The organism is Streptomyces sp. SID486 (assembly GCF_009865385.1).
Lineage (GTDB): Bacteria > Actinomycetota > Actinomycetes > Streptomycetales > Streptomycetaceae > Streptomyces.
The window spans coordinates 47,879-71,911 of sequence record NZ_WWJT01000404.1 but is presented as its reverse complement, the minus strand read 5'-3'; the positions used below and the strand labels follow the sequence as shown (position 1 = coordinate 71,911).

Annotated in this window: 20 protein-coding genes; 8 read left to right on the top strand and 12 right to left on the bottom strand. The window is 71.8% G+C overall.

What is annotated here, in order from left to right; translation table 11 throughout:
- Positions 1 to 197 precede the first annotated feature (197 nt).
- Positions 198 to 911: a TetR family transcriptional regulator gene (locus tag GT045_RS19280; protein WP_161334924.1), complete on the top strand. Its 714-nt coding sequence runs from the start codon at positions 198 to 200 to the stop codon at positions 909 to 911.
- Positions 912 to 1,111: 200 nt separating this feature from the next.
- On the opposite strand, the gene GT045_RS19275 is transcribed toward GT045_RS19280, so the two are convergent.
- Positions 1,112 to 2,125, bottom strand: a complete 1,014-nt coding sequence (locus GT045_RS19275) for a YafY family protein (protein WP_202528463.1) — start codon at positions 2,123 to 2,125, stop codon at positions 1,112 to 1,114.
- 209 nt (positions 2,126 to 2,334) lie between these two features.
- Between GT045_RS19275 and GT045_RS19270 the strand changes: the two genes are divergently transcribed.
- From GT045_RS19270 to GT045_RS19250, 5 genes are all read left to right on the top strand, one after another.
- The gene (locus tag GT045_RS19270; protein ID WP_237538715.1) at positions 2,335 to 3,771 is read left to right on the top strand and encodes an MFS transporter; all 1,437 of its coding nucleotides are present in this window, start codon (positions 2,335 to 2,337) and stop codon (positions 3,769 to 3,771) included.
- A gap of 508 nt (positions 3,772 to 4,279) precedes the next feature.
- On the top strand, positions 4,280 to 5,041 hold the full coding sequence (locus GT045_RS19265; protein WP_161334908.1) for a DeoR/GlpR family DNA-binding transcription regulator: 762 nt from the start codon (positions 4,280 to 4,282) through the stop codon (positions 5,039 to 5,041).
- The gene (pfkB, locus tag GT045_RS19260; protein WP_161334907.1) at positions 5,038 to 5,985 is read left to right on the top strand and encodes a 1-phosphofructokinase; all 948 of its coding nucleotides are present in this window, start codon (positions 5,038 to 5,040) and stop codon (positions 5,983 to 5,985) included. Before GT045_RS19265 ends, pfkB begins: the two co-directional genes overlap by 4 nt.
- An 82-nt stretch (positions 5,986 to 6,067) precedes the next feature.
- Positions 6,068 to 8,371 carry a fructose-specific PTS transporter subunit EIIC gene (locus tag GT045_RS19255; protein ID WP_161334906.1) on the top strand — a complete coding sequence of 768 codons (2,304 nt, stop codon included), beginning with the start codon at positions 6,068 to 6,070 and terminating at the stop codon, positions 8,369 to 8,371.
- Positions 8,372 to 8,533: 162 nt separating this feature from the next.
- Positions 8,534 to 8,785, top strand: a complete 252-nt coding sequence (locus GT045_RS19250) for a hypothetical protein (RefSeq protein WP_161334905.1) — start codon at positions 8,534 to 8,536, stop codon at positions 8,783 to 8,785.
- Positions 8,786 to 9,023: 238 nt separating this feature from the next.
- Here the strand turns inward: GT045_RS19250 and GT045_RS19245 are convergent, their stop codons facing one another.
- The 4 genes from GT045_RS19245 to GT045_RS19230 form a co-directional block, all read right to left on the bottom strand.
- Entirely contained in the window at positions 9,024 to 9,770 is a 747-nt protein-coding gene (locus GT045_RS19245) for a DUF6227 family protein (protein ID WP_161334904.1), read from the bottom strand.
- 157 nt (positions 9,771 to 9,927) lie between these two features.
- Positions 9,928 to 11,148, bottom strand: coding sequence for an Ig-like domain-containing protein (locus tag GT045_RS19240; protein WP_345942694.1), 1,221 nt, complete (start codon positions 11,146 to 11,148; stop codon positions 9,928 to 9,930).
- 160 nt (positions 11,149 to 11,308) lie between these two features.
- On the bottom strand, positions 11,309 to 12,331 hold the full coding sequence (locus GT045_RS19235) for a P1 family peptidase (RefSeq protein ID WP_161334903.1): 1,023 nt from the start codon (positions 12,329 to 12,331) through the stop codon (positions 11,309 to 11,311).
- Positions 12,332 to 12,371: 40 nt separating this feature from the next.
- Entirely contained in the window at positions 12,372 to 13,610 is a 1,239-nt protein-coding gene (locus GT045_RS19230) for a low temperature requirement protein A (RefSeq protein WP_161334902.1), read from the bottom strand.
- Between the two features lie 106 nt (positions 13,611 to 13,716).
- Here GT045_RS19230 and GT045_RS38960 point away from each other — a divergent pair, with 106 nt between their 5' ends.
- Entirely contained in the window at positions 13,717 to 13,893 is a 177-nt protein-coding gene (locus GT045_RS38960; protein ID WP_202515082.1) for a hypothetical protein, read from the top strand.
- Positions 13,894 to 13,957: 64 nt separating this feature from the next.
- Here GT045_RS38960 and mscL read toward each other — a convergent pair whose 3' ends face one another.
- The 6 genes from mscL to GT045_RS19200 all read right to left on the bottom strand — a co-directional run bounded on the left by mscL (position 13,958) and on the right by GT045_RS19200 (position 20,184).
- The gene (gene mscL, locus GT045_RS19225) at positions 13,958 to 14,425 is read right to left on the bottom strand and encodes a large conductance mechanosensitive channel protein MscL (RefSeq protein ID WP_161287577.1); all 468 of its coding nucleotides are present in this window, start codon (positions 14,423 to 14,425) and stop codon (positions 13,958 to 13,960) included.
- Positions 14,426 to 14,563: 138 nt separating this feature from the next.
- Positions 14,564 to 15,205, bottom strand: coding sequence for a hypothetical protein (locus GT045_RS19220; RefSeq protein WP_237538711.1), 642 nt, complete (start codon positions 15,203 to 15,205; stop codon positions 14,564 to 14,566).
- A 350-nt stretch (positions 15,206 to 15,555) separates the two neighbouring features.
- Positions 15,556 to 16,389: an S-methyl-5'-thioadenosine phosphorylase gene (locus GT045_RS19215; RefSeq protein ID WP_161334901.1), complete on the bottom strand. Its 834-nt coding sequence runs from the start codon at positions 16,387 to 16,389 to the stop codon at positions 15,556 to 15,558.
- Between the two features lie 140 nt (positions 16,390 to 16,529).
- Positions 16,530 to 16,856, bottom strand: coding sequence for an FmdB family zinc ribbon protein (locus tag GT045_RS19210; RefSeq protein ID WP_161290449.1), 327 nt, complete (start codon positions 16,854 to 16,856; stop codon positions 16,530 to 16,532).
- 67 nt (positions 16,857 to 16,923) lie between these two features.
- Complete coding sequence (locus GT045_RS19205) at positions 16,924 to 18,219, bottom strand: MFS transporter (RefSeq protein ID WP_161334900.1); 1,296 nt, start codon at positions 18,217 to 18,219, stop codon at positions 16,924 to 16,926.
- Between the two features lie 426 nt (positions 18,220 to 18,645).
- Positions 18,646 to 20,184, bottom strand: coding sequence for a potassium/proton antiporter (locus GT045_RS19200; RefSeq protein WP_161334920.1), 1,539 nt, complete (start codon positions 20,182 to 20,184; stop codon positions 18,646 to 18,648).
- A gap of 192 nt (positions 20,185 to 20,376) precedes the next feature.
- Here GT045_RS19200 and GT045_RS19195 point away from each other — a divergent pair, with 192 nt between their 5' ends.
- Positions 20,377 to 23,244 carry a penicillin acylase family protein gene (locus GT045_RS19195; RefSeq protein ID WP_161334899.1) on the top strand — a complete coding sequence of 956 codons (2,868 nt, stop codon included), beginning with the start codon at positions 20,377 to 20,379 and terminating at the stop codon, positions 23,242 to 23,244.
- Positions 23,245 to 23,378: 134 nt separating this feature from the next.
- On the opposite strand, the gene GT045_RS19190 is transcribed toward GT045_RS19195, so the two are convergent.
- Entirely contained in the window at positions 23,379 to 23,981 is a 603-nt protein-coding gene (locus tag GT045_RS19190) for a 5-formyltetrahydrofolate cyclo-ligase (RefSeq protein WP_161334898.1), read from the bottom strand.
- Between the last annotated feature and the right edge of the window lie 52 nt (positions 23,982 to 24,033).

Genomic DNA, 24,033 nt, shown 5'->3' with positions numbered 1-24,033 from the left:
CCCCGAGGCGGGAGGCCGGATCCCGCTTGGATCGGCGGCCCACCCCGTACCTGAACCCCGGGGTGGACCACCGGATGGCAGATTCTGTCACACGGGCATAGCCTGCCGAGATGAGCACCACCCCCAACGCCGCCCACCAGCTGTTTTCCGCCCCCGCACCGGTCTCCCTCACCGAGCGCCGGAAGGCCGAGACCCGTATGGAGATCGCCAGGGCGGCGGCAGCCCTCTTCGTCCAGCAGGGCCTGCGGGCGACCCGCGCCGAGGACATCGCCCAGGCCGCGGGCATCGCACCCCGCACGTTCTACCGCTACTTCGCCACCAAGGAGGAGGCGGTGGCCCCCCTCTACGCGGCCGGTGCCCAGCGGTGGATCGAGGCGGTCCGCACGGCCCCTGCCGACCTGTCTGTCCCGCAGGCTCTGGAACACGCCATCCGTCACACGCTCACTCCCGGCCTCGGCGTCTCAGCCGCGTCCTGGGAATGGCTGCGCACCCTGATCCGCCTGGCCGACACCAGCCCGGCCCTGCGCAAGGTGTGGGCCGAGGTGTGCCAGGCGTCGGAGGGTGCGTTGTCGGAGATCCTGTCGGCGAGGGAGGAGGCACCGGCAGAGAACGCTCCTGCGGAGTCCACGCCCGGAGAACCGACTCCTGCCGAGCCGGCCCCCGCAGAGCCGGCCCCCGCAGAGCCGGCTCCCGCTGAACCGACCCCTGCCGAGCTCACCCCGCACCTCCGTTTCGCCGCGGCCGTGGCCGGTGCCGCCGTGCGGGTGGCCGTGGAGTCATGGGCCGCCACGACCACCCGGCCCACCGGCCCCGAGGGCCCGGCGGCCCTGGCCGTACGCAACCTGCGCGCCTTGCGGGACTTCGAGTGGAGCACACCGGAGAACACTCGCGAGCGCGAGCCCCGGGAGTAGCTCTCTCCGGGCAGGTCCCCGACCGTCTGTCCGAGGCCGGTGCCCCCGACCGTGTGTCCGGGGCCGGTGCCCGACCGTCTGGCCTGGCCGGTGCCGTTCGCGCGCCGACTCCCTCGGGGCATGCCCTTAACCCCCTCTCAAGCCATGCCCTTCACCCCCCTCAGGCCACGCCCTCCTCCCTCGGGTCATGCCCTCCTCCCTCAGGCCATGCCCTCCGTCGCCCTCGGGTCATGTCCGCCGTCCCCGGGTTCTCCGCCCGCCGCCCTGCTGAGGCGTCCGCCCAACTCTCCGACGCTCGCGACCAGTTCCGTCGGGGCGTGGACCGTGAACTCGTATCCCGCCATCGCCAGCCGGACCGCCAGCCACTCCATGGGATCTCCAGTGGTGCCCCGTAGGACGCAGCCGCCCGTGCCGTCGTCCTCAGGTGTTCCCAGCACGCTGGGCATGCGCACGGAGACCTGTTCGGCGGACGCGGCGAACCGCACCTCGAACGTGTAGGTCTCCTGCCGCCGGTGGATCGACTGCCGCAGATACTCGGCGGCGCTACCCGTCGGCAACTCCCGCGGCGCGAACCGGACACCGGTGGCGAACGGCTCGCTCACCCGGTCCACCCGGAAGGTGCGCCAGTCGTCCCGGTCGAGGTCGTACGCCACCAGGTACCAGCGCCGTCCCGTCGACACCAGCCGGTGCGGTTCGGTCTGCCGCCGGGACGCGCTGCCGTCCTTGTCGCGGTAGGCGAACCGCAACCGCTCCTGTCCCGCGACCGTCGACGCCATCACGGTCAGCGTCTCCGGGGCGATGCTCGGCCCGTCCCCGCTGGTCAGCGGCGTGGTGGCGGCCTGCAGCGTGGAGACCCGGTGGCGCAGCCGGGAGGGCAGCACCTGCTCCAGCTTGGCCAGGGCCCGGACGGACGCCTCGTCCACCCCTTCCACCGCGTGCCCGGCACCGGCGCGCAGCCCTACCGCGATGGCGACCGCCTCCTCGTCGTCCAGCACCAGCGGTGGCATGGCCTTGCCCGCCACCAGCCGGTACCCACCGTCAGCGCCCTTCGTGGCCTGCACCGGATAGCCCAGCTCCCGCAGCCGGTCGATGTCCCGCCGCACGGTACGGCGGGACACACCGAGCCGTCCGGCCAGCTCGCCGCCGGGCCACTCGCGGGGCGTCTGGAGAAGGGAGAGAAGCTGGAGCAGCCGGGCCGGGGTGTCCGTCGTCATGCGTACGAGGATGCCGCAGATATAGGACACGATCTGACCTAGTGGGGTCCTAGCCTCCTCGCATGACTCCGAACGACCGCACCGACTCCCAGGAACGCCGGGAACCGCACGACCAGCCGAAGGGGACGGACCCCCGGCGTCCCGGCGCCCCCGCGGCGCTCACCGAACCGGTTCCGGACCGAGCCCGCTGGCTGGCTCTGGCCATCGTGATGGCCGCGGCCTTCATGGACCTGGTGGACGTCACGATCGTCAACATCGCCATCCCGTCCATCGAGCGGACCGCCCACGCCTCGGTCAGCCAGATCCAGTGGATAACCGCCGGCTATGCCCTCGCCTTCGCCGCCGGTCTGATCACCGGTGGACGACTCGGTGACATCCACGGCCGCAAGCGGCTGTTCCTCATCGGTGTCGGTGGCTTCACCCTCGCCTCCGCTCTGTGCGGTTTCGCCGCGAACCCGGAGATGCTGGTCGCCTCCCGCCTGCTGCAGGGAGGTATGGCCGCGCTGATGGTGCCGCAGGTGCTGTCGATCGTGCACGCCACCTTCCCCGCCCACGAACGCGGCAAGGTGTTCGGTCTGTTCGGTGCGATCGTGGGTCTCGGCGCGGTCTCCGGTCCGCTGCTGGGCGCACTGCTGACGGAGTGGAACCTGTTCGGCCTCGAATGGCGCCCCATCTTCCTCATCAACCTCCCTGTCGGCGTCCTGGCCCTGATCCTGGGCCGCCGCTTCATCACCGAGTCGAAGGCCCCCAAGGCGCTGAAGCTGGACCTCGTCGGTGTCACCCTGGTCTCGCTGGGCCTGCTGATGCTGCTCTATCCGCTCACCCGTGGACGCGAGCTGGGCTGGCCGCTGTGGGGTCACGTCTGCATGGCCGGTGCGCTCGTCGTCTTCGCGGTTCTGGTGTCGTACGAAAAACGGAAGGCGGCCAGGGACGGTTCCCCGCTCATCGAACTGTCCCTCTTCCGAGTGAAGAGCTTCGCTGCGGGCATCGCCGTGCAGACCGTCTTCGGTGTCGCGCTCGGCATCTTCTTCCTGGTCTGGACGCTGTACATGCAGATCGGTCTGGGCTGGAGCCCGCTGCGGGCCGGGCTGACCGGGGTGCCGTTCTCGATCGCGGTGTCCGTGGCGGCGGGGCTGTCGGTGCAGCAGCTGGTCCCGCGGTTCGGCCGGAAGGTGCTCCAGGCGGGCGCGCTGGTGATGGGCGTGGGTGTGCTGATCTACCTGTGGGAGGCCCACCGCTACGGCCTCGCCATCGCCTCCTGGCAGATGGCCCTGCCGCTGGTCGTGATGGGTCTCGGGATGGGGCTGATCGTCGCGCCGCTGACCGACGCCGTGCTCTCCGAGGTGCCGCGGGAGCACGCCGGTTCCGCGTCCGGGCTGATCAACACGGTGCAGCAGATGGGCAACGCGCTCGGTCTGGGCCTGGTGTCGGTGGTCTTCTTCGGGCAGATCGGTGACCGGCTGGCCCTCGCCGAGGTCGGCCCGGCCTTCGTGCACGCCTTCCAGCACGCGCTGTGGTACGTCGCCGGGGTCATGGGCGTGATCTTCCTGCTGATGTCCGCCCTGCCGAAGCGGCCGGCACAGCACGTGGAGGGCGCCGAACAGGAGACGCCGGAGGCGACGAAGGAGCCCGCGCTGGTCCACTGACCGGGTACCGGCCGGCCCTCGGGCCGGGGCCCGTCCGGTCCACGGAGCAGGCCGCCGTTCGGTTCCGTGGACCGGGTACGACGAGGACGGACGGGTGAGCCCGGCACCGGATGGTGCCGGGCTCACCGGCGTCCGGGAGACCGGCGCGCCGCATGGCCGGGTGCCGCGCCTGATCGGGTGCCCTCGCCATGCCACGCGTGCGGGGAGGTTGCCGCTTGGCCTGCCGATCAGCCGCCGGAAGTCCGTTCGTGCCCGATCTGGATCCGAGTCTGTTTACTTTGGGAGAGGTGCGGCGTAACCTGCCGCTGAAACCACACGTTCGGGCATTCCCGGAAGCGATCGGGCATCCGGCCGACGGAACCCACGGAACCCACGGGACAAAAGGAACCGACGGAACCGACGGAACTCACGGAACTCACGGAACCGAAGGACCGACGGAACCGAAGGACCGACGGAACCGCAGGACCCGACGGAACGACGGAACGACGGCACGCGGAGGCGAGCGGACATGTACGCACCGGAACGGCAGCAGGAGATCCTCCGGCTCGCCCGTGACGGCGGCCGGGTGGACGTGCTGTCCCTGGCCGAGGAGTTCCAGGTCACCGCGGAGACGATCCGCCGCGATCTGAAGGCCCTCGACCGCGCCGGCCTCGTCCGCCGGGTGCACGGCGGTGCCATCCCGGCCGGCCGCCTGGACTTCGAGCCGGACCTCACGGAACGCGAGTCCACCGCCGCCGACGAGAAGGACCGCATCGCCAAGGTGGCCCTCGCCGAACTGCCGTCCGAAGGCACGATGATCCTCGACGCCGGTACGACGGTGGCCCGCCTCGCCGCCGCCATCCCGCTGGAGGCGTCCCTCACCGTCGTCACGCACAGCCTGCCCATCGCCGCCCGCCTCGCCGACCACCCGGGCATCCAGCTCCACCTGGTCGGAGGGCGCGTGCGGCATCGCACGCGCGCCGCCGTGGACGCCTGGGCGCTCCGCGCGTACGGCGAGATCCGCGCCGACGTCCTGTTCGTCGCGGCCAACGGCTTCTCCGGCGAGCACGGTCTGACCACCCCCGACCTCGCCGAGGCCGCGGTCAAGCGGGCCGCGGTCGCCGCCGCCCGCCGGGTGGTGCTGCTGGCCGACTCCGCCAAGCACGGCCAGGAGCACTTCGCCCGCTTCGGCGACCTGAGCGATGTCGACCTGCTGATCACCGACAGCGGGCTGGGCCCGGAAGACGCCGCCGCCATCGAGCGCGGCGGCACGGAAGTGGTACGCGCATGATCCTCACCGTCACCCCCAACCCCTCCCTCGACCGCACCTACGAGGTCCCCGCCCTGGAGCGCGGCGAGGTCGTCCGTGCCACCGGCGAGCGCATGGATCCCGGCGGCAAGGGCGTGAACGTCTCGCGTGCCGTGGCCGCCGCCGGCCGGCGTACCGTCGCCGTCCTCCCCCTGGGCGGGGCACCGGGGGCGCTCGTCGCCGCCCTGCTCGACGCGCAGGGCATCGAGGTCGCGCCCGTGCCGGTCGCCGGAGCCACCCGCTCCAACATCGCTCTCGCGGAGCCCGACGGGGTGCTCACGAAGATCAACGCGCCGGGTCCGGAACTGTCCGCGCAGGAGCAGGAACTCCTGCTGGACACGGTCCGCGCGCAGTCGCGTGAGGCCGACTGGATCGCGTGCTGCGGCAGCCTGCCCCGGGGGCTCGCACCCTCCTGGTACGCCGACCTCGTCACGCGGGCGCATGCCGCAGGCGCGCGCATCGCCCTGGACACCTCGGGGCGCGCGCTGTCGGAGGCGCTGCGCGCGCGGCCCGACGTGGTGAAGCCGAACGCCGAGGAACTGTCGGCGGCCGTCGCCCGCCCCCTGGCGACCGTCGGCGACGCGCTCCAGGCGGCCGAGGAGGTGCGCGCGCTGGGCGCACGTGCCGTCCTCGCCAGCCTGGGCGCCGACGGCCAGTTGCTGGTGTCGGAGGCCGGCGCCTGGTTCGGCAGCGCCCGCGTGTCCGCCGTCCGCAGCAACGTCGGCGCCGGCGACGCGTCCCTGGCCGGCTTCCTCATCGCGGGCGGCACCGGCCCCGAGGCCCTCGCCTCCGCCGTCGCCCACGGTGCCACCGCCGTCACACTGCCCGGCAGCGTGATGCCGGCCCCCGCCGACCTGGACCCCGCGGCCGTGACCGTCACGGCGGACATCCCCCTGGACCGCGTACTGACGGAGCCGACACCATGACGGCCCCCACGACGCCCGGCACCCCCGCCCCCATCTCCGCCCTCCCCACTCCCCGGGCCATACATGCGCAGAGGAGCCCGCGATGAGCGACATGATCACCGCGGACCTGGTCGACCTCGACCTGTCCGCCGACACCAAGGAAGCGGCGGCCCGTGCCCTCGCCGAGCGCATGGTGGCCCAGGGCCGGGTGACCGACCTGGAGGGCTTCCTCGCCGACGTGGCCGCCCGCGAGGCGCAGATGCCGACCGGCCTCGACGGCGGCATCGGCATCCCGCACTGCCGTAGCGCGCACGTCACCGAACCGACTCTCGCCTTCGGCCGCAGCGCCGCCGGTGTCGACTTCGGCGCCGCGGACGGCCCGGCCGACCTGATCTTCCTGATCGCCGCACCCGCCGGCGCCGACGACGCCCACCTCACGATCCTCTCCGCGCTCGCCCGCCGGCTGATGGACACCGGATTCACCACCACGCTGCGGGCACTGGGTGACGCGGACACGGCGGCGGCACTGATCCGGGGGGACGAGGACCCGGCCCGGGGCGTGCCGAGTGCCTCCGCCGACGGGGGTGGGGAACCGCAGGCGGAGAGCGCGACCGGACCCCTGGGCGCCGAGGGTGCCTCGACCGGCGGGGGCGCGAAGGAACGTACCGGCGCCGCAGCGGACACCGAGGCCACCGCCGCCGAGAGCCCCGAGCCGGCCGAGCAGTCCGAAAGTCCCGCGCCCGCCGCGCAGGCTGCCCGGACCGACCGCCCCGCGCAAGCCGAGCAGTCCGGCAGCCCGGTCGCCGAGCAGGCCGAAAGCCCTGTGCAAGCCGCGCAGTCCGGCAGTCCCGCGCCCGCCGAGCAGGCCGAAAACCCCGCGCACGCGACGCAGTCCGGACGGCCCTTCCGTATCGTCGCCGTCACCTCCTGTCCGACCGGTATCGCGCACACCTACATGGCGGCCGAGTCCCTGGAGAACGCCGGCCGCGAGGCGGGCGTGGAGGTGGTCGTCGAGACGCAGGGCTCGGCCGGGTACACCCGGTTGGACCCGGCCGTGATCGCGGCGGCGGACGGCGTGGTCTTCGCGCACGACGTCGCGGTGCGCGACAAGGACCGTTTCGCGGGCAAGCCGACCGTCGACGTGGGCGTGAAGGCGGGCATCGGCCGGCCCGCCGAACTCATCGCGGAGGTCCGCGAGAAGGCGGCGCGAGGTGAGACGAGCGCCCCGGCGCACCCGGTGGCCGGCACGCCGGTGCAGCGCGCGGGCGACTCCGGCGAGGGCTACGGCACCAGGCTGCGCAAGTGGCTGATGTCCGGCGTCAGCTACATGGTTCCGTTCGTCGCCGCGGGCGGACTCCTCATCGCCCTGGGCTTCGCGATCGGTGGCTGGCGGGTGAACAAGGCACCGTCGGTCATGGACCACTTCCTGTGGACCCAAGCCGACAGCTGGGGCGCCCTGCTCTTCCAGATCGGCGGCGTCGCCTTCACGTTCCTCGTGCCGGTCCTGGCCGGTTACATCGCGTACGGCATGGCCGACCGGCCCGGACTCGTCCCCGGTTTCGTGGGCGGCGCCATCGCGCTGGACATCGACGCGGGCTTCCTCGGCGGTCTCGCGGCCGGGCTGATCGCCGGTGGCGTGGTGCTGGGGATCCAACGGGTGCGGATCCCCACGGCGCTGCGCGGCATCATGCCGGTGGTGGTGATCCCCTTGGTCTCCTCGGCGATCGTCGGCTTCCTGATGTTCGTCGTGATCGGCAAGCCCATCGCCTCCGCGCAGAAGGGCCTCACGGACTGGCTGACCGGCCTCACCGGCGCCAACGCCGTCCTGCTGGGCGCCCTGCTCGGCCTGATGATGTGCTTCGACCTGGGCGGCCCGGTCAACAAGGTCGCCTACACCTTCGCCACCGCCGGCATCGCCGTCGCCGATCCCAGCGACTCCGCCATGAAGATCATGGCCGCGGTGATGGCGACCGGCATGGTCCCGCCGCTGGCGATGGCGCTGGCCACCACCGTGCGCGGAAGGCTGTTCACCCCGGCCGAGCGGGAGAACGGCAAGGCCGCCTGGGTGCTGGGCGCGTCCTTCATCTCCGAAGGCGCGATCCCGTTCGCGGCGGCCGACCCCCTGCGCGTCATCCCGTCCTCCATGGTGGGCGGCGCGCTCACCGGAGCCCTGTCGATGGCCTTCGGCGCCACCCTGCGCGCCCCGCACGGCGGCGTCTTCGTGGTCCCGCTGATCGGCAACCCCTTCCTGTACCTGGTGGCCATCGCGGCCGGCGTCTGTACCACCACGGTCCTCGTGGTGCTCCTCAAGGGGATGCGCCGCCGGAACCCCGCACCCACGGCCACCGATCCGGCCACGCCCGCGGCCGGGACACCGAAGGAGTCCGAGGAGCCGGTGGCGGCCTGACCGCCACCGCCCCGCTGCCGCCGCACCAGTGCCGCACCATGGCCCTGGCTGCCGCCACTCCGGCGCCTTGTCCCTTTAGTTCGCTGTGAGTTGTTCACGGCACCTGCGAGATACGTCACGGTCCGGGCCCAAAGTCCCGGGCCGTGGTGTGTACTGGGGTGCATGCCCGAACACGCCCCGACCCTCCAGCTGATCGGCGTGGCCGTACTCGCCGTGACGGCGGTCGCGTGGACCGGCGTCCTGCTGCGTCTGCTGCGCCGGACGAATCTCCGGGCCGCCCCCCGGCGCCGTGCGACGCCGCTCCCGGCCCTGCCGCGGCAGGCCCGCGGCGGTCCCCCGCAGGAGTCCGTCGAGCTGACGCCCGCCGAACGGGACGCCTTCGCGGGCCTCGTACGACGACTCGCGGGCGGCTGACCCCGGGGGCGGCTGAAGCCGGTGCCGTACGGCCCGCACCGGCGGGACCGCCCGGACCGGTGAGGACCGCCGCCAGCCGCTGGGATCCGTCTGCGCCGACCGGAAACGTCTGCACGCGCTGGGGGCAGCCTGCGTACCCGTACACCTGCGCACCTTTACACCTGCGCACCTGTACACAACCGGTGTCTTCGGGAACGGCCGGTACCGCAGAAGTCCAGGAACCGGCAGTCCCCGGCGTTCAGCCCTGCCGCGCCGCGCGTCGCTCCATCGCGTCCCGGGCCGCCTCCTCCGACATGTACACCTCGCACATGTGCCGGCCGTCCGGCGTCGCCGTGTGCTCGACCTCCCACAGGGAGACCTCGGTGTCGTCGGGCAGCAGGAAGGCGTGCTCGTACAGCGCGTAGCTCAGGCCCGTCCGCCCGGCCCGCCCGGGCCGGCCGAACGCCTGCGTGATCTGGTGCGCGGTGGCCGTCGCCAGCAGGGCCGCCGTCTTCGCGTCGGGCCGGTCGGCGTTCTCCGCGCGGCGCAGGAGCCGGCGCGCGTGGTCCGCGGAGTCCTCGGAGGCGAACGCGTGCCGCGGCTCGGGGATCGCCCACAGCCGCATGACCGAGGGCAGTTCGAAATCCTGTGTGTCCGGCGGCAGCCCGAGCCGAGCCGTGGCGGTCTGCAGCTCCTCCTCGTCGACGTACACCTCGTGCTCGGGGGCGCTGCCGGGCGCGTGGTTGCGCACGAGCTCCCACAGGGTGACCGCCGAGCCGTCGGCCAGCAGCCAGGTGTGCCGGTACGTCTCACGGTGCAGCCCCGCGCTGTGGTAGGCGGAGTGCAGTGAACTGTCGTGCGCCAGCGCGCAGTCGAGCTGCCTTATCACCTCGTCCGGCAACTCGAAGGAGTTCAGGGCACGGCCGAGGAGTCGCGCGAGATGCTCCTCCGGAGACTCGGGCGACTCGGCTGGTTCGTACGCTGCGGTCTCGTACGGAACGCTCAAGGCATCTCCCGGCGTTGCTGCATGTCACCTTGTGGGTGCATACCGTAGCCCCTCGGTCGGACATCATGTCCGGGAACCGAGAAAACGTACGCCGGGAAAACGCGGGGGCCGCGCGAAAAGTTCCCGCGCGGCCCCTCGTAGCGTCAGAATCCGCCGGTCAGGCGGCACTTCCGGCGGTCCAGGCGCTCCACGTCATGTTCCATCCGTTGAGGCCGTTGTCGGGAGCGACGGTCTTGTCGGGGGAGTTCTTGACGATCACGACGTCCCCGATGAGCGAGTTGTCGTAGAACCACTTGGCGGACGTGTCGCCCTGCGCCCCCTGCACGTCGGCGAGGCCGACGCAGCCGTGGCTGGTGCCCTCCCGGCCGAACGGCGGGTTGCCCTGGTTGTACCAGTAGTTGCCGTGGATGAAGGTGCCCGACGACGTCAGCCGCATGGCGTGCGGCACGTCCGCGATGTCGTACTCCCCGCCGAAGCCGACCGTCGAGCCGTTCATGCGGGTCTGCACGAACTTCTCCGAGATCACCATCTGCCCGTTGTAGGTGGTGTGCTGCGGGCTGCCCGCCGAGATCGGCACCGTCTTGATGGTCTTGCCGTCCCGCACGACCGTCATGGTCTGCGTGTTGACGTCGACCGTGGAGACCTGCGACCGGCCGATGGTGAAGGAGACGGACTTCTTCTGGACCCCGTAGACGCCCTTGGCGCCCTCGACCCCGTCCAGGTCGATGTTCATGGTGACCTTGGAGCCGGCCTTCCAGTAGTCCTGCGGCCGGAAGTCCAGCCGCTGGTCACCGAACCAGTGCCCGACCACCTGCTGGCCACTGCTGGAGTTGACCGTGATGTGGGACTGCACGGTCTTCTTGTCGGTGATCGCCTTGTCGAAGGTGAACGACACCGGCATGCCCGCACCGACCGTGGAGCCGCTGTCGGGCGTGTAGGTGCCGATGAAGCTGTTGGACGAGCTGACGGTGGTGAAGATGGCGTTGGCCGCCGCCGTGCGCCCCGCGGAGTCCTTCGCGGTCGCGGCTATCTGGTACTTCGTGCCGCGCTCCAGCTGCTCCTTCGGCTTCCAGACGCTGCCGTCCGCGGATATCGCCCCGGGCACGGCCTGGCCCGACCCCGCCACGGTCATCTTCACGTCGGTCAGCTTGCCGTCGCTGACCTTCACCCCGGTGGCGTTGATGGACGCCCCGGTCGAACCGTCCTTGGCCGAGATCGCGATCTTCGCCGTCGACGTCTTCGGGGAGTCCTTGCCGCCCTTCCCGTCGTCGTTGTTCGCGTTGGCGCTGCCGCCGCAGGCGGTCAGGGTGAGGGCGCCGACCATCAGGGCGGCACAGGCCCCGAGTACGCGCCGCGCTGCAATGTCCGGCGTTGTCACGGGCTGCTCCAGGTTCGTGTGAAGGGGTGATCCGTTCGGCGTGGAGAAAGAGGGTGCGGACGGCGGGGAAGGTTCCCGCCGAGTCCGATGAACGCCATCACGTGACAGAACCGCGACAATCCAGGGCCCGCGGCCCCCTGACCACCCCTCCAGGCCGCGGTCAACTCTTGCCGTACAGCTCCTCGTACGACGGCCAGATCCCGGCCGGTCCGTCGACCGACTCCGCGGCGCGTACCGCCCGTACGATCGCCCGCGTCACCAGATCCGCGCCGGCGGCCAGGATGTCGTTGAGCGCCAGGGGGTGCGGGTCGAGCGGGCGGGTCCCGGTGGCCAGCGCGAACACCGTGTCCCCGTCGTGCAGGAGGTGCACCGGCCGCACCGCGCGCGCGATGCCGTCGTGGGCCGTGCCCGCGAGCTTCTGCGCCTGCGCCTTGGAGAGGGCGGCGTCCGTCGCGACCACCGCCAGCGTCGTGTTGAGCGGCGGCGGGGTGTTGCCGGCGGCCGTCTCGGCGAGGCGCCGGCACGCCGCCTCGTGCACACCGTCCTCCGGGTACGCGATCCGTCCCTGGAACAACTCCCCGTACAGCACGCCCGTCCCGGGGTCCAGCGCCGCGCCCGCGGCGTTCGCGACCACCAGCGCGGCCACCGTGATCCCCGAGTCGAGGACCGTACTCGCCGTGCCCACCCCGCCCTTGAGCCGCCCGACGACGGCGCCGGTGCCGGCGCCCACGCACCCTTCGGTCACCCGCGTGCCCGCCGCACCCGCCGCCGCCTCCACCGCGGCACGCCCCGTCGCCGCGTCCGGGCGCGCCCGGAAGTCGCCGCCGCGCCCCAGGTCGAAGACGCACGCGGCAGGCACCACCGGTACGACGTGCGCCGGATCGGTCCCCACCGGTACGCCCCGCCCGTGCTCCTCCAGCCAGGCCATCACCCCGGATGCCGCGTCGAGCCCGTACGCGCTGCCCCCGGTCAGCACGACCGCGTCGATCCTCTGTACGACGTTGCGCGGGTCGAGCGCGTCGGTCTCCTTGGTGCCGGGGCCGCCGCCGCGTACGTCCACGGCGGCCACGGCACCGCCCTCGGGCGCGAGGACGACCGTGGTGCCGGTGAGCCGGCCGTCGCCGGTCAGGGTGGCGTGCCCCACCCGCAGTCCGGCGACATCCGTCAATGCGTCAGCTGTCATGGACGCCAGTGTGCCCCGGCCGGCGCGCCGCTCGAAGGGATCAGCCGGCCACGCCGGCGGGGTTCGCCGCGCGTTCCCGTCCGGCCGTGCGCGCCGTCAGCACCACCCCGGTCACCACCGCGGCCGAGCAGACGAGCCCCGCCGCGAGCACCGCCCAGTCGCCGAGGGCGGTGCAGCAGATCACCAGCAGAGCCGTGACCGGCAGGACCAGCTGCTGGGCGAGACCCACCTTGAAGTGACGCGAGTGCAGGGCCCATACGGTCAGCAGGTACAGGGCCGTCGGCAGGGTGACGGCGGCCGAGGCGGCCAGGGTGGACAGGTGCGCGGCGCCGACCGCCTGTTCCACGGCCACTTCCAGCCCCGCTCCGATCGCGGCCGCCGACGTGAAGACGAGGTAGTGCCCGTAACCCCAGACGAACGCCCGCCCCCGGGAGCGCAGGTGACCGTGGATGGGGACCACGAAGTAGATCCACCACGCGGAGAAGACGATGAGCAGCCCGCCGGCCGCGATGGGCAACAGCTCGGTCAGCGCGTCGTGGTCGTCCACGGCCGACTTCACGGCGACCGTGGCCGCGGCGATCGTCTCGCCGAGCACGATGATCGTGAACAGGCCGTAGCGTTCGGCGATGTGGTGCGGATGCCAGGAGGTCTGGTGGTGCATCTCGGCGAAGACCGGCACGCACAGTTCCACGACCACCATGACGAGGAAGAGCCAGGGCCGGGCCGGCTCGGGCAGCAGCACCAGGCCGAGCCAGCCCACCTGGCACGTCAGCACGCCGCACGCGTACCGCAGTGCGGTGGTCCGCTCCTCGCCCGAGGCCGACGCCGCGGCTCTCAGCCACTGCCCGGCCATCGCCAGCCGCATGATCACGTAGCCGAGCCAGACCAGCAGGAAATCGTGTTCCGTGAAGGCCCGGGCGATGCCGGCTGCCAGGACCAGGACACCGGCGATCTGCACCAGGGTGACGACCCGGTAGAGCGCGTCGTCGTTGTCGTACGCCGACGCGAACCAGGTGAAGTTCATCCAGGCCCACCAGATGGCGAAGAACACCATCGCGTAGTTGAGGACCCCGTCGGCCGCGTGCCCTTCCGCGACGGCGTGCACCAGCTGCACGCCTGCCTGCGCCACCGCGACGACGAAGCACAGGTCGAAGAGGAGCTCCAGCGGAGAGGCGACGCGGTGTGACTCGTCGCGCCCGCGCGCGGTGAGCCGTCGCAGGAGGGCTGGGGGCCGCGGCTTGGCGGAGGGGGCGGGCGTCTGGCCGGAACTCGACGTCATGGTTCCCAGCACAGCAGAAATCCGCCGCGAAATCCTGTGGGCCGGTACATAAGTGAACGAAGGGGACTCCATCGGGCCGCCGGTACGGGAGCCGTACCCTTGAGGCATGAGTACCGCCCCCGAACCCGAGCCGCGCGCCCCGAAGCCCGCGCTGGTCTTCGACGACCCGCTGGACCAGCAGACCTCGGACGACACCGACCGCGGATGGGGCGAGCGCACGGAGGGCGACAGCGCCGCCGACCTGAAGCGCTTCCTCGACGAGAAGCCGCCCCACCACCTCTGAGCCGTCCGCGCCGGTGCCGTCCGCGCCGGTGCCGTCTGCGCCGGTGTCGTCGGCGCCGGTGCCGTCAGCGCTCGGCTTGCCCGGAGCCGCGCTGCGCGACCAGCGCGTCGCGGATCTCCTTGAGCACCTCCAGTTCGCTCACCTCGATGATCTCCTTGGTGCCCTCCCGCGCCGCCTTCCGGGCCGCCTGCCGGGCCAGGTACTTCGACATCGGCAGGACCATGAGGAAGTACACCACCGCCGCGGTGATCAGGAAGGTGAGCGTGGCTCCCAGGACGGAGCCCCACATGATGCGCACGCTGCCGTCCGTGGCCTTCGCGCACGGCCCCTTCAGGCAGGAGCTGTAGCTGTCGAGGTTCTGGGTGCCGATCGCTCCGACCAGCGGGTTGATGATCCCCTTCACCACGGAGTTGACGATGTTCGTGAAGGCCGCGCCGATGACGACCGCGACGGCCAGATCGACGACGTTGCCGCGCATCAGGAAGGCCTTGAAGCCGTGCCAGATGCTGCCCGCTTCCTTCTTCGCGCTCACCTCGGGGACTCTCCTCGCATGCACAGGGTGTGGAACGAAACGCTCCGCAACCTACGGCACGGTGCGGCGGGTCTGTCCAATTCCGCTGCCGGAGCGAGGCACTTGACGGCGAGCCGACGACAGTGTGTACGAGTCGGTTCAGCACAACGTCACCGCCAGGCGGGCGGTGGCCCCGGCGCCGACCAGACGTGCCGCCGTCGCCCGTGGCACCGACAGTACGACCAGGGCGCCGCCGTCGGCCGCGCCGGCCGGCTGCGGCGGCACCTGCGTCACCCGTGCCCCGCGCACGAGCACCCGGGCGCCGACCCCGGCGGACGGTTCCTGCGCCGCGATCACGTCGACGCGGTCACCGGGCCGTAGCAACCGCACCGTGGCTGCGTCGGCGATCCGCACCGGCGCCGTCACCGGGTCCGTCGCGGGGGGCCGCCGCACCGGCTGCGCCGTCCGGTGACCCGGGGGCCGCTCCACGCCGTGCGGTTCCGTCCCGCTCCCGGGCCCCACGGCCACGAGGGCCGCCGCGGTCACCACGAGGCCGACCGCGAGGGTCCGCCTGCGATGTCGTAGGAGTCCCCGCAGTCCGTACCGGCCGCCACGCACCCGGACCGGATCGAACGAGGGCACCTCCCGGGTGGCCGGGGCGTCCGTGCCCAGCGGGCCCGGCAGCCGGAAGGGAGGCGAGGGCGAGGGCGCGGACGAGAGTGAGGGGGAGGCGGAGGGGAAGGGCGAGGGGGAGGCGGAAGGGAAGGGCGAGGGGGAGGCGGAAGGGAAGGGCGTGGGCATGATGGGGATCACCGCCTGCGGCGAGGAAATCGGCTGGCGATGCCACGATGACGGCTCGCGCCGGATCCCGCCGCGGCCGGTGGACGGTGAACGGGCTGTGGACAACTCGCTCACCCGAACGAGAGGTTCAGCTTTCGCCCGCCGGATGCCGTCCGCGGTTACCGTCCGCCGCATGCCGCCCGCCGGATGCCGTCCGCCGCCCGCCGGATGCCGTCTGCCGCCCGCCGTCGACCGGATGCCATCCGCCGGATGCCGTCTGCCGCCCGCCGTCGACCGGATGCCGTCCGCCGGATGCGGTCCGCCGCCCGCCGCATGCCGTCCGCCGGATGCCCGTCCGCCGTCCCGCCGCCCTACGGCAGCCGGAACCCCGGATCCATCCCGCCGAGCGCGTTCGCGCACAGGCAGTCCCGTGCCGCGGTCTCCGGCAGGGACGCCACCGCGTCGAACAGCACACCGCGCAGCCGGTCCACATTGGCCGCGAACACCCGCAGCACCTCTTCGTGGGAGACGCCCTCACCGGTCTCGGCGCCCGCGTCGAGGTCGGTGACCAGGGTCAGCGACGAGTAACACAGCTCCAGCTCCCGGGCCAGCGCCGCCTCCGGGTGGCCCGTCATGCCCACGACCGACCAGCCCTGTGCCTGGTGCCACAGCGATTCGGCGCGCGTCGAGAACCGCGGCCCCTCGACCACGACCAGCGTGCCGCCGTCCACCGGTTCCCAGTCCCGTCCCCGTGCCGCCTTCAGCGCGGCGGCCCGCCCGGTGGGGCAGTAGGGGTCGGCCACGGACACGTGCACGACGTTCGGCACGGTGCCGTCGGGCAGCGGCAGCCCGTCGAAGTACGTCTGCGCCCTGGACTTCGTACGGTCCACGATCTGGTCCGGTACGAGCAGGGTGCCCGGGCCGTACTCGGGGCGCAGGCCGCCCACCGCGCACGGGCCCAGCACCTGCCGGACCCCGACCGAGCGCAGGGCCCACAGGTTGGCGCGGTAGTTGATGCGGTGCGGCGGAAGGTGGTGGCCGCGGCCGTGCCGGGGCAGGAAGGCGACCCGCCGGCCGGCGATCTCACCGAGGAAGAGGGAGTCGCTGGGCGCCCCGTAGGGGGTGTCCACCTGGACCTCGGTCACGTCGTCCAGGAAGGAGTAGAAACCCGAACCGCCGATTACGCCGATCTCTGCGTTCGCCATGACCAGCACATTAGCGGGCCGCCGAACCGCGGGGCACCGGGTGCCGGGAACGCCGAGAACCCCGCCGTCGCTACGACGGCAGGGTCCGGGTGGGAGAGAACCCCGCCGTCGCTACGACGGCAGGGTCCGGGTGAGAGATCTCAGGCGGCGGAGCTGCTGCTGGCGGAACCCGACGAGGACGACGCCGAGGAAGCCGACGACGTCGAAGCCGAGGACGACGCCGCCGAGGACGTCTTCGAGTCGGACGACGAGCCGGCCGGCTTCGACGCCGGGGTGCTGCTCGACGAGGAACCGCGGGAATCGTTGCGGTAGAACCCCGAGCCCTTGAAGACGATGCCGACCGCGGAGAACACCTTCTTCAGGCGGCCTTCGCAGTTGGGGCACTCGGTCAGGGCGTCGTCGGTGAACTTCTGCACCGCCTCGAGGCCCTCGCCGCACTCGGTGCACTGGTACTGGTAGGTCGGCACTGTCTTCCTCCTGGCACTCTCACTCAATGAGTGCTAACGACGATCCATAGTGACGTATTCCCGGGGATCAGTCCACCGTGACCGGGACGCGGTGACCGACGCCACGCGCGACCGTACGGTTCCGGTGCTGCGCGACGAGCCGTGAACGCAGGGCCACCAGGGTCACCAGCGCGAGCACGGTACCGGCCATCGGCACCAGGAATCCGGCACCGTCCCACAGCCGGTCCTCCAGCTGTCCGGAGACCGTGACGGCGGCGGCCTGGCCGAGCGCGACCGCGCCGGTCAGCCAGGTGAAGGCCTCGGTGCGGGCACCGGCCGGGACCAGGCTCTCGACCAGCGTGTAGCCGGTGATCAGCGACGGCGCGATGCACATGCCGACCAGCAGGCCGAGTGCGGCGAGCAGCAGCACGGAGTGCGCCGTCCACAGGGCGGACGCCGCCAGCGCGAGCGCCGCGTAGCCCACGACCAGGCGCCTCTGGGGGGCCACCTTCCAGGCGATCGCGCCGCAGATGACGCCGGACAGCATGTTCCCGGCGGCGAAGACGCCGTACAGGACGCCGTTCAGACCGGGCTCGCCGATCGACTCCGTGAAGGCCGCGAGGGACACCTGCATGCCGCCGAAGACCGAGCCGATGCCCAGGAAGGTCGCCACCAGGACACGCACGCCCGGGACGCTCAGGGCCGAGGCGTGCTTCACGCGCGCGTGCCCGCTCTCCGCGCTCACCGACGGCTGCGTGCTCTTCTGCGCGGCGAACAGCAGGCCGCCGACGAGGGTCAGCGCGGCCTCCGTGACCAGGCCCGCGGCCGGCGTCACGGCGGTGCACAACGCGGTCGCCAGCAGCGGCCCGAAGACGAAGGTCAGCTCGTCGGTGACCGACTCGAACGCCGCCGCGGTGGTCATCAGGGGCGATCCCTGGAGCTTCACGCCCCAGCGCGCGCGCACCATCGGGCCGACCTGCGGCACCGAGGCGCCGGTGGGGACGGCCACGAGGAACAGCACCCACAGGGGCGCGTGCGCCAGCGCGAGAGCCGTCAGGGACAGCCCGGAGACCGTGTGGACGAGCACCCCGGGGATCAGTACGGCGCGCTGGCCGTAGCGGTCGGCGAGACGGCCGCTGTAGGGCGCGAACAGCGCCATGGAGACGCCGGTGGCGGCAGCGGCGGCGCCTGCCGCGCCGTAGGAGCCGGTGGTGTGCTGGACGAGCAGCACGATCGAGATGGTGAGCATCGCGAACGGCTGGCGTGCCGCGAAACCGGGGAGCAGGAACGTCCAGGCGCCGCGGGTGCGCAGCAGCTGTCCGTATCCAGGGCGGGGCGATGCCGACGGGTTCTCCGCCGGCTCGTCGGTGACCGTGGACACCACGGCCCGTGCCTTTCTTCCGCCTGGTAGCGCGCCCGTGCGGGGGCGCCGAGAGCTGTCCTCTTGCGCAGAACTGCGGTAGATACCGGTGCCAAAAGGGAGGTGCTCCGGCCGCCATACGGTCGCGCCAGCTCTGCATCAGGCAGAGTTGGTTCGATCAGGGTGCCTTAATACTACAGGGATCAAGGGCTTGTGCACCTGTGAAACCGCGCACCGTCGGGCGCGTCCGCCTGTGAATGGCGAGGGTGCGAATCGCCGGAAAACCTCCCGTGACGCGCGCTTTCCCAGCTCGCGCGCCTCACGGTGCCCCCGCCCCCCTTGGCCGACGACGGCACCGCCCGCGCCCTGCCCCACTCCGCCCGACGGCCCGGCAGCCGTCCGGCTCGAAGCAGGCCCACCGCCCGGCTGCACTCCGGCCTCCACACCGGCTCACCGCCCGGCCCCCGCCCCGTCGGAGCCCAGCCAGCCCGCCAGTTTGCCGCCGTGGGCGACCGCGCGCAGGCGCCGTTCCGCCGCGTCGCGCACCGGATCGGTGGCGACGACGAGCAGCTCGTCACCACGCCGCAGCACCGTCGTGGGCCCCGGCACAAACGATTCTTCCTCGCGGACCACCAGCGTGACGGCCGCACCGGGCGGCAGCCGCAGCTCCCCGACCTCCACGCCGTGCATCCGGGACCCCTCGGGGACGGAGACCGACAGCAGGTGGCCGCGCAGCCGCTCCAGGGGTGCCGACTCGATGCCCAGGTCGGACGCCTCGCCCTTCTCGCCCAGTCGCAGGGTGCGCGCCAGCCAGGGCAGGGTCGGCCCCTGGACCAGGGTGTAGACGACGACCAGGACGAAGACGATGTTGAAGATGCGACGGCTGCCGGTGACGCCGTTCACCATGGGGATGGTCGCCAGGATGATGGGCACGGCGCCGCGCAGTCCCGCCCACGACATCAGGGCCTGCTCCTGCCAGGGCACCCGGAACGGCGCCAGGCTGAACACCACGCTCAGCGGCCGGGCCACCATGGTCAGCACCAGCCCGATGACCAGCGCGGGCCAGACGTCGTCACCCAGTTCGTGCGGGGTGACCAGCAGACCGAGCACGACGAACATGCCGATCTGCGCGATCCAGCCGAGTCCCTCGGCGAAGCCCCGGGTGGCGGGCCAGTGGGGGAGCCGGGCGTTGCCCAGCACCATCGAGGCCAGGTAGACGGCCAGGAAGCCGCTGCCGTGCGCCAGGGCGCCGGCGGCGTACGCCGTGACGGCGATCGCGAGCACGGCGATGGGGTACAGGCCGGACGCGGGCAGTGCCACGTGCTTGAGTCCCCAGGAGCCGAACCAGCCCACGGCGATGCCCAGGGCCGCGCCGATGGCCAGTTCCAGGGCGATCTCGGCCAGCAGCACGTACCAGTGCTCGACCGGGCCGGCCGTGGAGAAGGCGACGACCAGGATGACCACGGGGGCGTCGTTGAAGCCCGACTCCGCCTCCAGCGTGCCCGTCACGCGCGCGGGCAGGGGGATCCTGCGGAGCACCGAGAAGACCGCCGCCGCGTCCGTCGAGGACACCACCGCGCCGATGATGAGCGCCTGCCGCCACTCCAGCCCGACCAGGAAGTGGGCACCCGCCGCCGTGACCCCCACGCTGATCGCGACCCCCGCGGTCGCCAGCACGGAGGCGGACGCCAGGACGGGCCGGACCTCTTTCCACTTCGTGCCCAGGCCACCCTCGGCGAGGATCACGACCAGGGCCGCGTAGCCCATGACCTGGGTCACCTCGGCGCTGTTGAAGTGGATGTCGCCGATGCCGTCCTGGCCCATGAGGACGCCGATCCCCAGGTACACGAGCAGGCTGGGGAGCCCGCTGCGCGAGGAGATCCGGACGGCCGCGACGGCGACGAGCAGGACGAGGGAGCAGACGAGCAGGAGCTGGTTGAGGTGGTGGACAGTCAGCGGTCGTTCCTCCTCGGATTCCGGGCCGGCGATCTCCGGTTACTTCGTTACCTTACCTAACTCTTGACGCTTTCTTGACGTTCGCCGAGGCAAGATCGAACGCTCGTGCACGCTGGTTCCCGACTCCGCGTCAAGCGGCACAGGGCCCTGCGCCTATGGTTGCTCCAGCGCTCATTCAAAGTCACAGCCCGACCTGCCGCTCGCGTTAGGACAGCAAGGACAGCGATGCCCCCCAACACCACCGCCACAACGGGTGACACCGCCACCACGGGTGCCACGTCCGTCAAGTCCGGCAGGAAGAAGGGGCGCAAAGCCCGACTGGTCGTGCTTGTACTGGTCCTGGCCCTCATCGCGGGCGTCGCCTACGGGGCGTACTGGTCGATCAGCACGGTCCGCGCCTCCTTCCCGCAGACCACCGGTTCGATCAAGCTCGACGGCCTGTCCGGGCCGGTCGACGTCAAGCGGGACGGCTACGGCATTCCGCAGATCTACGCCTCCTCGGACGAGGACCTGTTCATGGCGCAGGGCTACGTCCAGGCGCAGGACCGGTTCTACGAGATGGACGTGCGCCGGCACATGACCTCCGGGCGCCTGTCGGAGATGTTCGGCAAGAGCCAGGTCACGAACGACGAGTTCCTGCGCACCCTCGGCTGGGACCGCATCGCCCAGCAGGAGTACGACCACAAGCTGTCGCCCGCGACGAAGAAGTACCTCCAGGCGTACGCCAAGGGAGTCAACGCCTACCTCCAGGGCAAGGACGGCAAGGACATCTCCCTGGAGTACGCGGCCCTGGGCTTCACCAACGACTACAAGCCGGGCAAGTGGACCCCGGTCGACTCCGTGTCGTGGCTGAAGGCGATGGCCTGGGACCTGCGCGGCAACATGCAGGACGAGATCGACCGCGCCCTGATGGCGAGCCGGCTCGGCCCGCAGCAGATCCAGGACCTGTACCCGTCCTACCCGTACGGCCGCAACAAGCCGATCGTGCAGGAAGGCCAGTACGACGACCTGACCCAGGCCTTCCAGCAGGGCGACGGCACCGGCTCCTCCTCGTCGCAGGGCTCGGGCGACGGGACCGGTTCCTCGCAGGGCACGGCCGGCGGCACGACCGGTTCCTCGCAGGGCACGTCCGGCTCCTCGCAGGGCACGTCGGGTACGACCGGCTCCTCGGCCTCGGCCGGGACGTCCTCGGGCCTCACCGGCCAGCTGGGCGGCCTCTACGACGTCCTGGACGACCTCCCCGCGGCCGTCGGAGTGAACGGCCAGGGCATCGGCTCCAACTCCTGGGTGGTCGCCGGGAAGCACACCATCACCGGCAAGCCGCTGCTCGCCAACGACCCGCACCTGTCGGCGTCCCTGCCGTCCGTCTGGTACCAGATGGGCCTGCACTGCCGGACCGTGTCCGCCAAGTGCCAGTACGACGTCACGGGCTACACGTTTGCCGGTATGCCCGGTGTGATCATCGGGCACAACGCCAAGATCGCCTGGGGTATGACCAACTCCGGCGTCGACGTCACCGACCTCTACCTGGAGAAGGTCAGCGCGAACGGCTACCTGTACGACGGCAAGGTGCGGCCCTTCAGGACCCGCGAGGAGACCATCCGGGTCGCCGGCGGCAAGTCCAAGACGATCGTCGTCCGGCAGACCCAGGACGGGATGCCGCTGCTGTCCGACCGCGACGACGAACTCGTCCAGGTCGGCAGGAAGGCGTCCGTGAACGCCGCCGCACCCGACCGCGGTGACGGCTACGGCATCGCCCTGCGCTGGACGGCGCTCGACCCGGGCACCTCCATGGACGCGGTGTTCGCCCTCGACAAGGCCGGCGACTGGGACGGCTTCCGCGCGGCGGCGGCCGAGTTCGACGTGCCGTCGCAGAACCTGGTCTACGCCAGCACGGACAACCACATCGGCTACACGCTGCCCGGCCGGATCCCCGCGCGCTCCGCCAAGGACGCCGGCGCCCTCCCGGTGCCCGGCTGGGAGCCGAAGTACCGGTGGAAGGGCTTCATCAAGCAGGACGAGCTGCCCCACGAGTACGACCCCGCGCGCGGTTACATCGTCACCGCCAACCAGGCGGTGGTGGACCCGGACAAGTACCCGTACACGCTCACCACGGACTGGGGCTACGGCGCCCGCAGCCAGCGCATCACCGACCTGATCGAGTCCAAGATCAAGGACGGCGGCAAGATCTCCACGGACGACATGCGGCAGATGCAGCTGGACAACAGCAGCGAGATCGCCAAGCTCCTGGTGCCCAAGCTGCTGAAGATCGACATCGACGACCCGGAGGTCCGCAAGGCGCAGGAGCTGCTGGAGGGCTGGGACTACACCCAGGACGCGGACTCCGCGGCCGCCGCGTACTTCAACGCCGTCTGGCGCAACATCCTCAAGCTCGCCTTCGGCAACAAGCTCCCCAAGGAGGTGCGCGTCAAGGGCCAGTGCCTGTGGGTCGACAAGATCGACAGCACCGGCCCGGTGGACGACGACGCCAAGGTGCGCGAGTGCGGTCAGCGCGACGGCGACCAGGCGCAGCCGGACGGCGGCGACCGCTGGTTCGAGGTCGTGCGCACCCTGATGGACAAGCCCGACAGCGACTGGTGGAAGGCCCCGCGGTCGGGCACCCGCCCCGCCGCGAACAACCGCGACCAGCTCTTCGCCCGCGCCCTGATCGACGCCCGCTGGGAGCTGACCGCCAAGCTCGGCAAGGACATCGACACCTGGAGCTGGGGCCGGCTGCACCGGCTGTTCCTGAAGAACCAGACGCTCGGCACCGAGGGCCCCAAGGTCCTGCAGTACATCCTGAACCGGGGCCCCTGGAAGCTCAGCGGCGGCGAGGCCACGGTGAACGCGAGCGGCTGGAACGCGGCCGGCGGCTACAGCGTCGTCTGGGTGCCGTCCATGCGGATGGTCGTCAACCTCGCCGACCTCGACAAGTCCAAGTGGATCAACCTCTCCGGCGCCTCCGGTCACGCGTTCAGCGCGCACTACACGGACCAGACGGGCAAGTGGGCCGACGGTGAGCTGCTGCCCTGGTCGTTCACGACCGCGGCGGTGGACAAGAGCACGAGCGACACCCTCGTCCTGCAGCCGTGACCCTTCCGGCGCCTTCGCCGGTCCGGGGAACGCAGTAGGGCACAGCACGGGAACGGCCCTCCACGCGCGCGTGGAGGGCCGCTTCCCGTGCCTGGGGCGTGCCGTTCCCGGCGGCGGTGCCGAGGGGGCTTCGGTCAGGCGGCCGGGAAGCGGCGCACTCCGGAGGGTGTCACCACCGCGTGCACCGGCCTGTCGTGCGCCTCGGCCGGCACGCGTGCGACGACCTCCGTGTCGTACAGCAGCACCACGAGCAGGGGACGGGCGCCCGCGCGCTCCAGCCGGGCCAGCACGCGGTCGTACGAACCGCCGCCGCGGCCCAGGCGCATCCCGCGCGCGTCCACCGCGAGCCCGGGCAGCAGGACGACGTCCGCGTCCGTCACGGCGTGCGGGCCCAGACGCGCACCGGAGGGCTCGGAGAGCGTCATCCTCCCGTCGTGCGCGACCTGGACCAGGGAGCCCGGGCCGGTGTACTCGCCCCAGTCCAGGTCGTTGTCCGGCAGGAGCGCGGGGAGCAGGACGCGTACGCCCCGCGCGCGCAGCGCGTCCAGCAGCGCGAGCGTGCCGGGCTCGCTGCCCACGGAGACGTACGCCGCCACCGTGTGCCCGTGCGCCAGCTCGGGCAGCTCGAGGGCGTGCCCGGCGAGGGCGCGGGCCGTTCCGTGGACGTCATCCGCCGTCAATCTGTTCCTCACCCCGAGGAGCTCTCGCCGCAACGTGCGTTTGTCAGGCTCGTCCATACGTCCGAGGTGTTTCACTGGCTGTTCTCGCACCCTTCTCAATGCAGGTCAT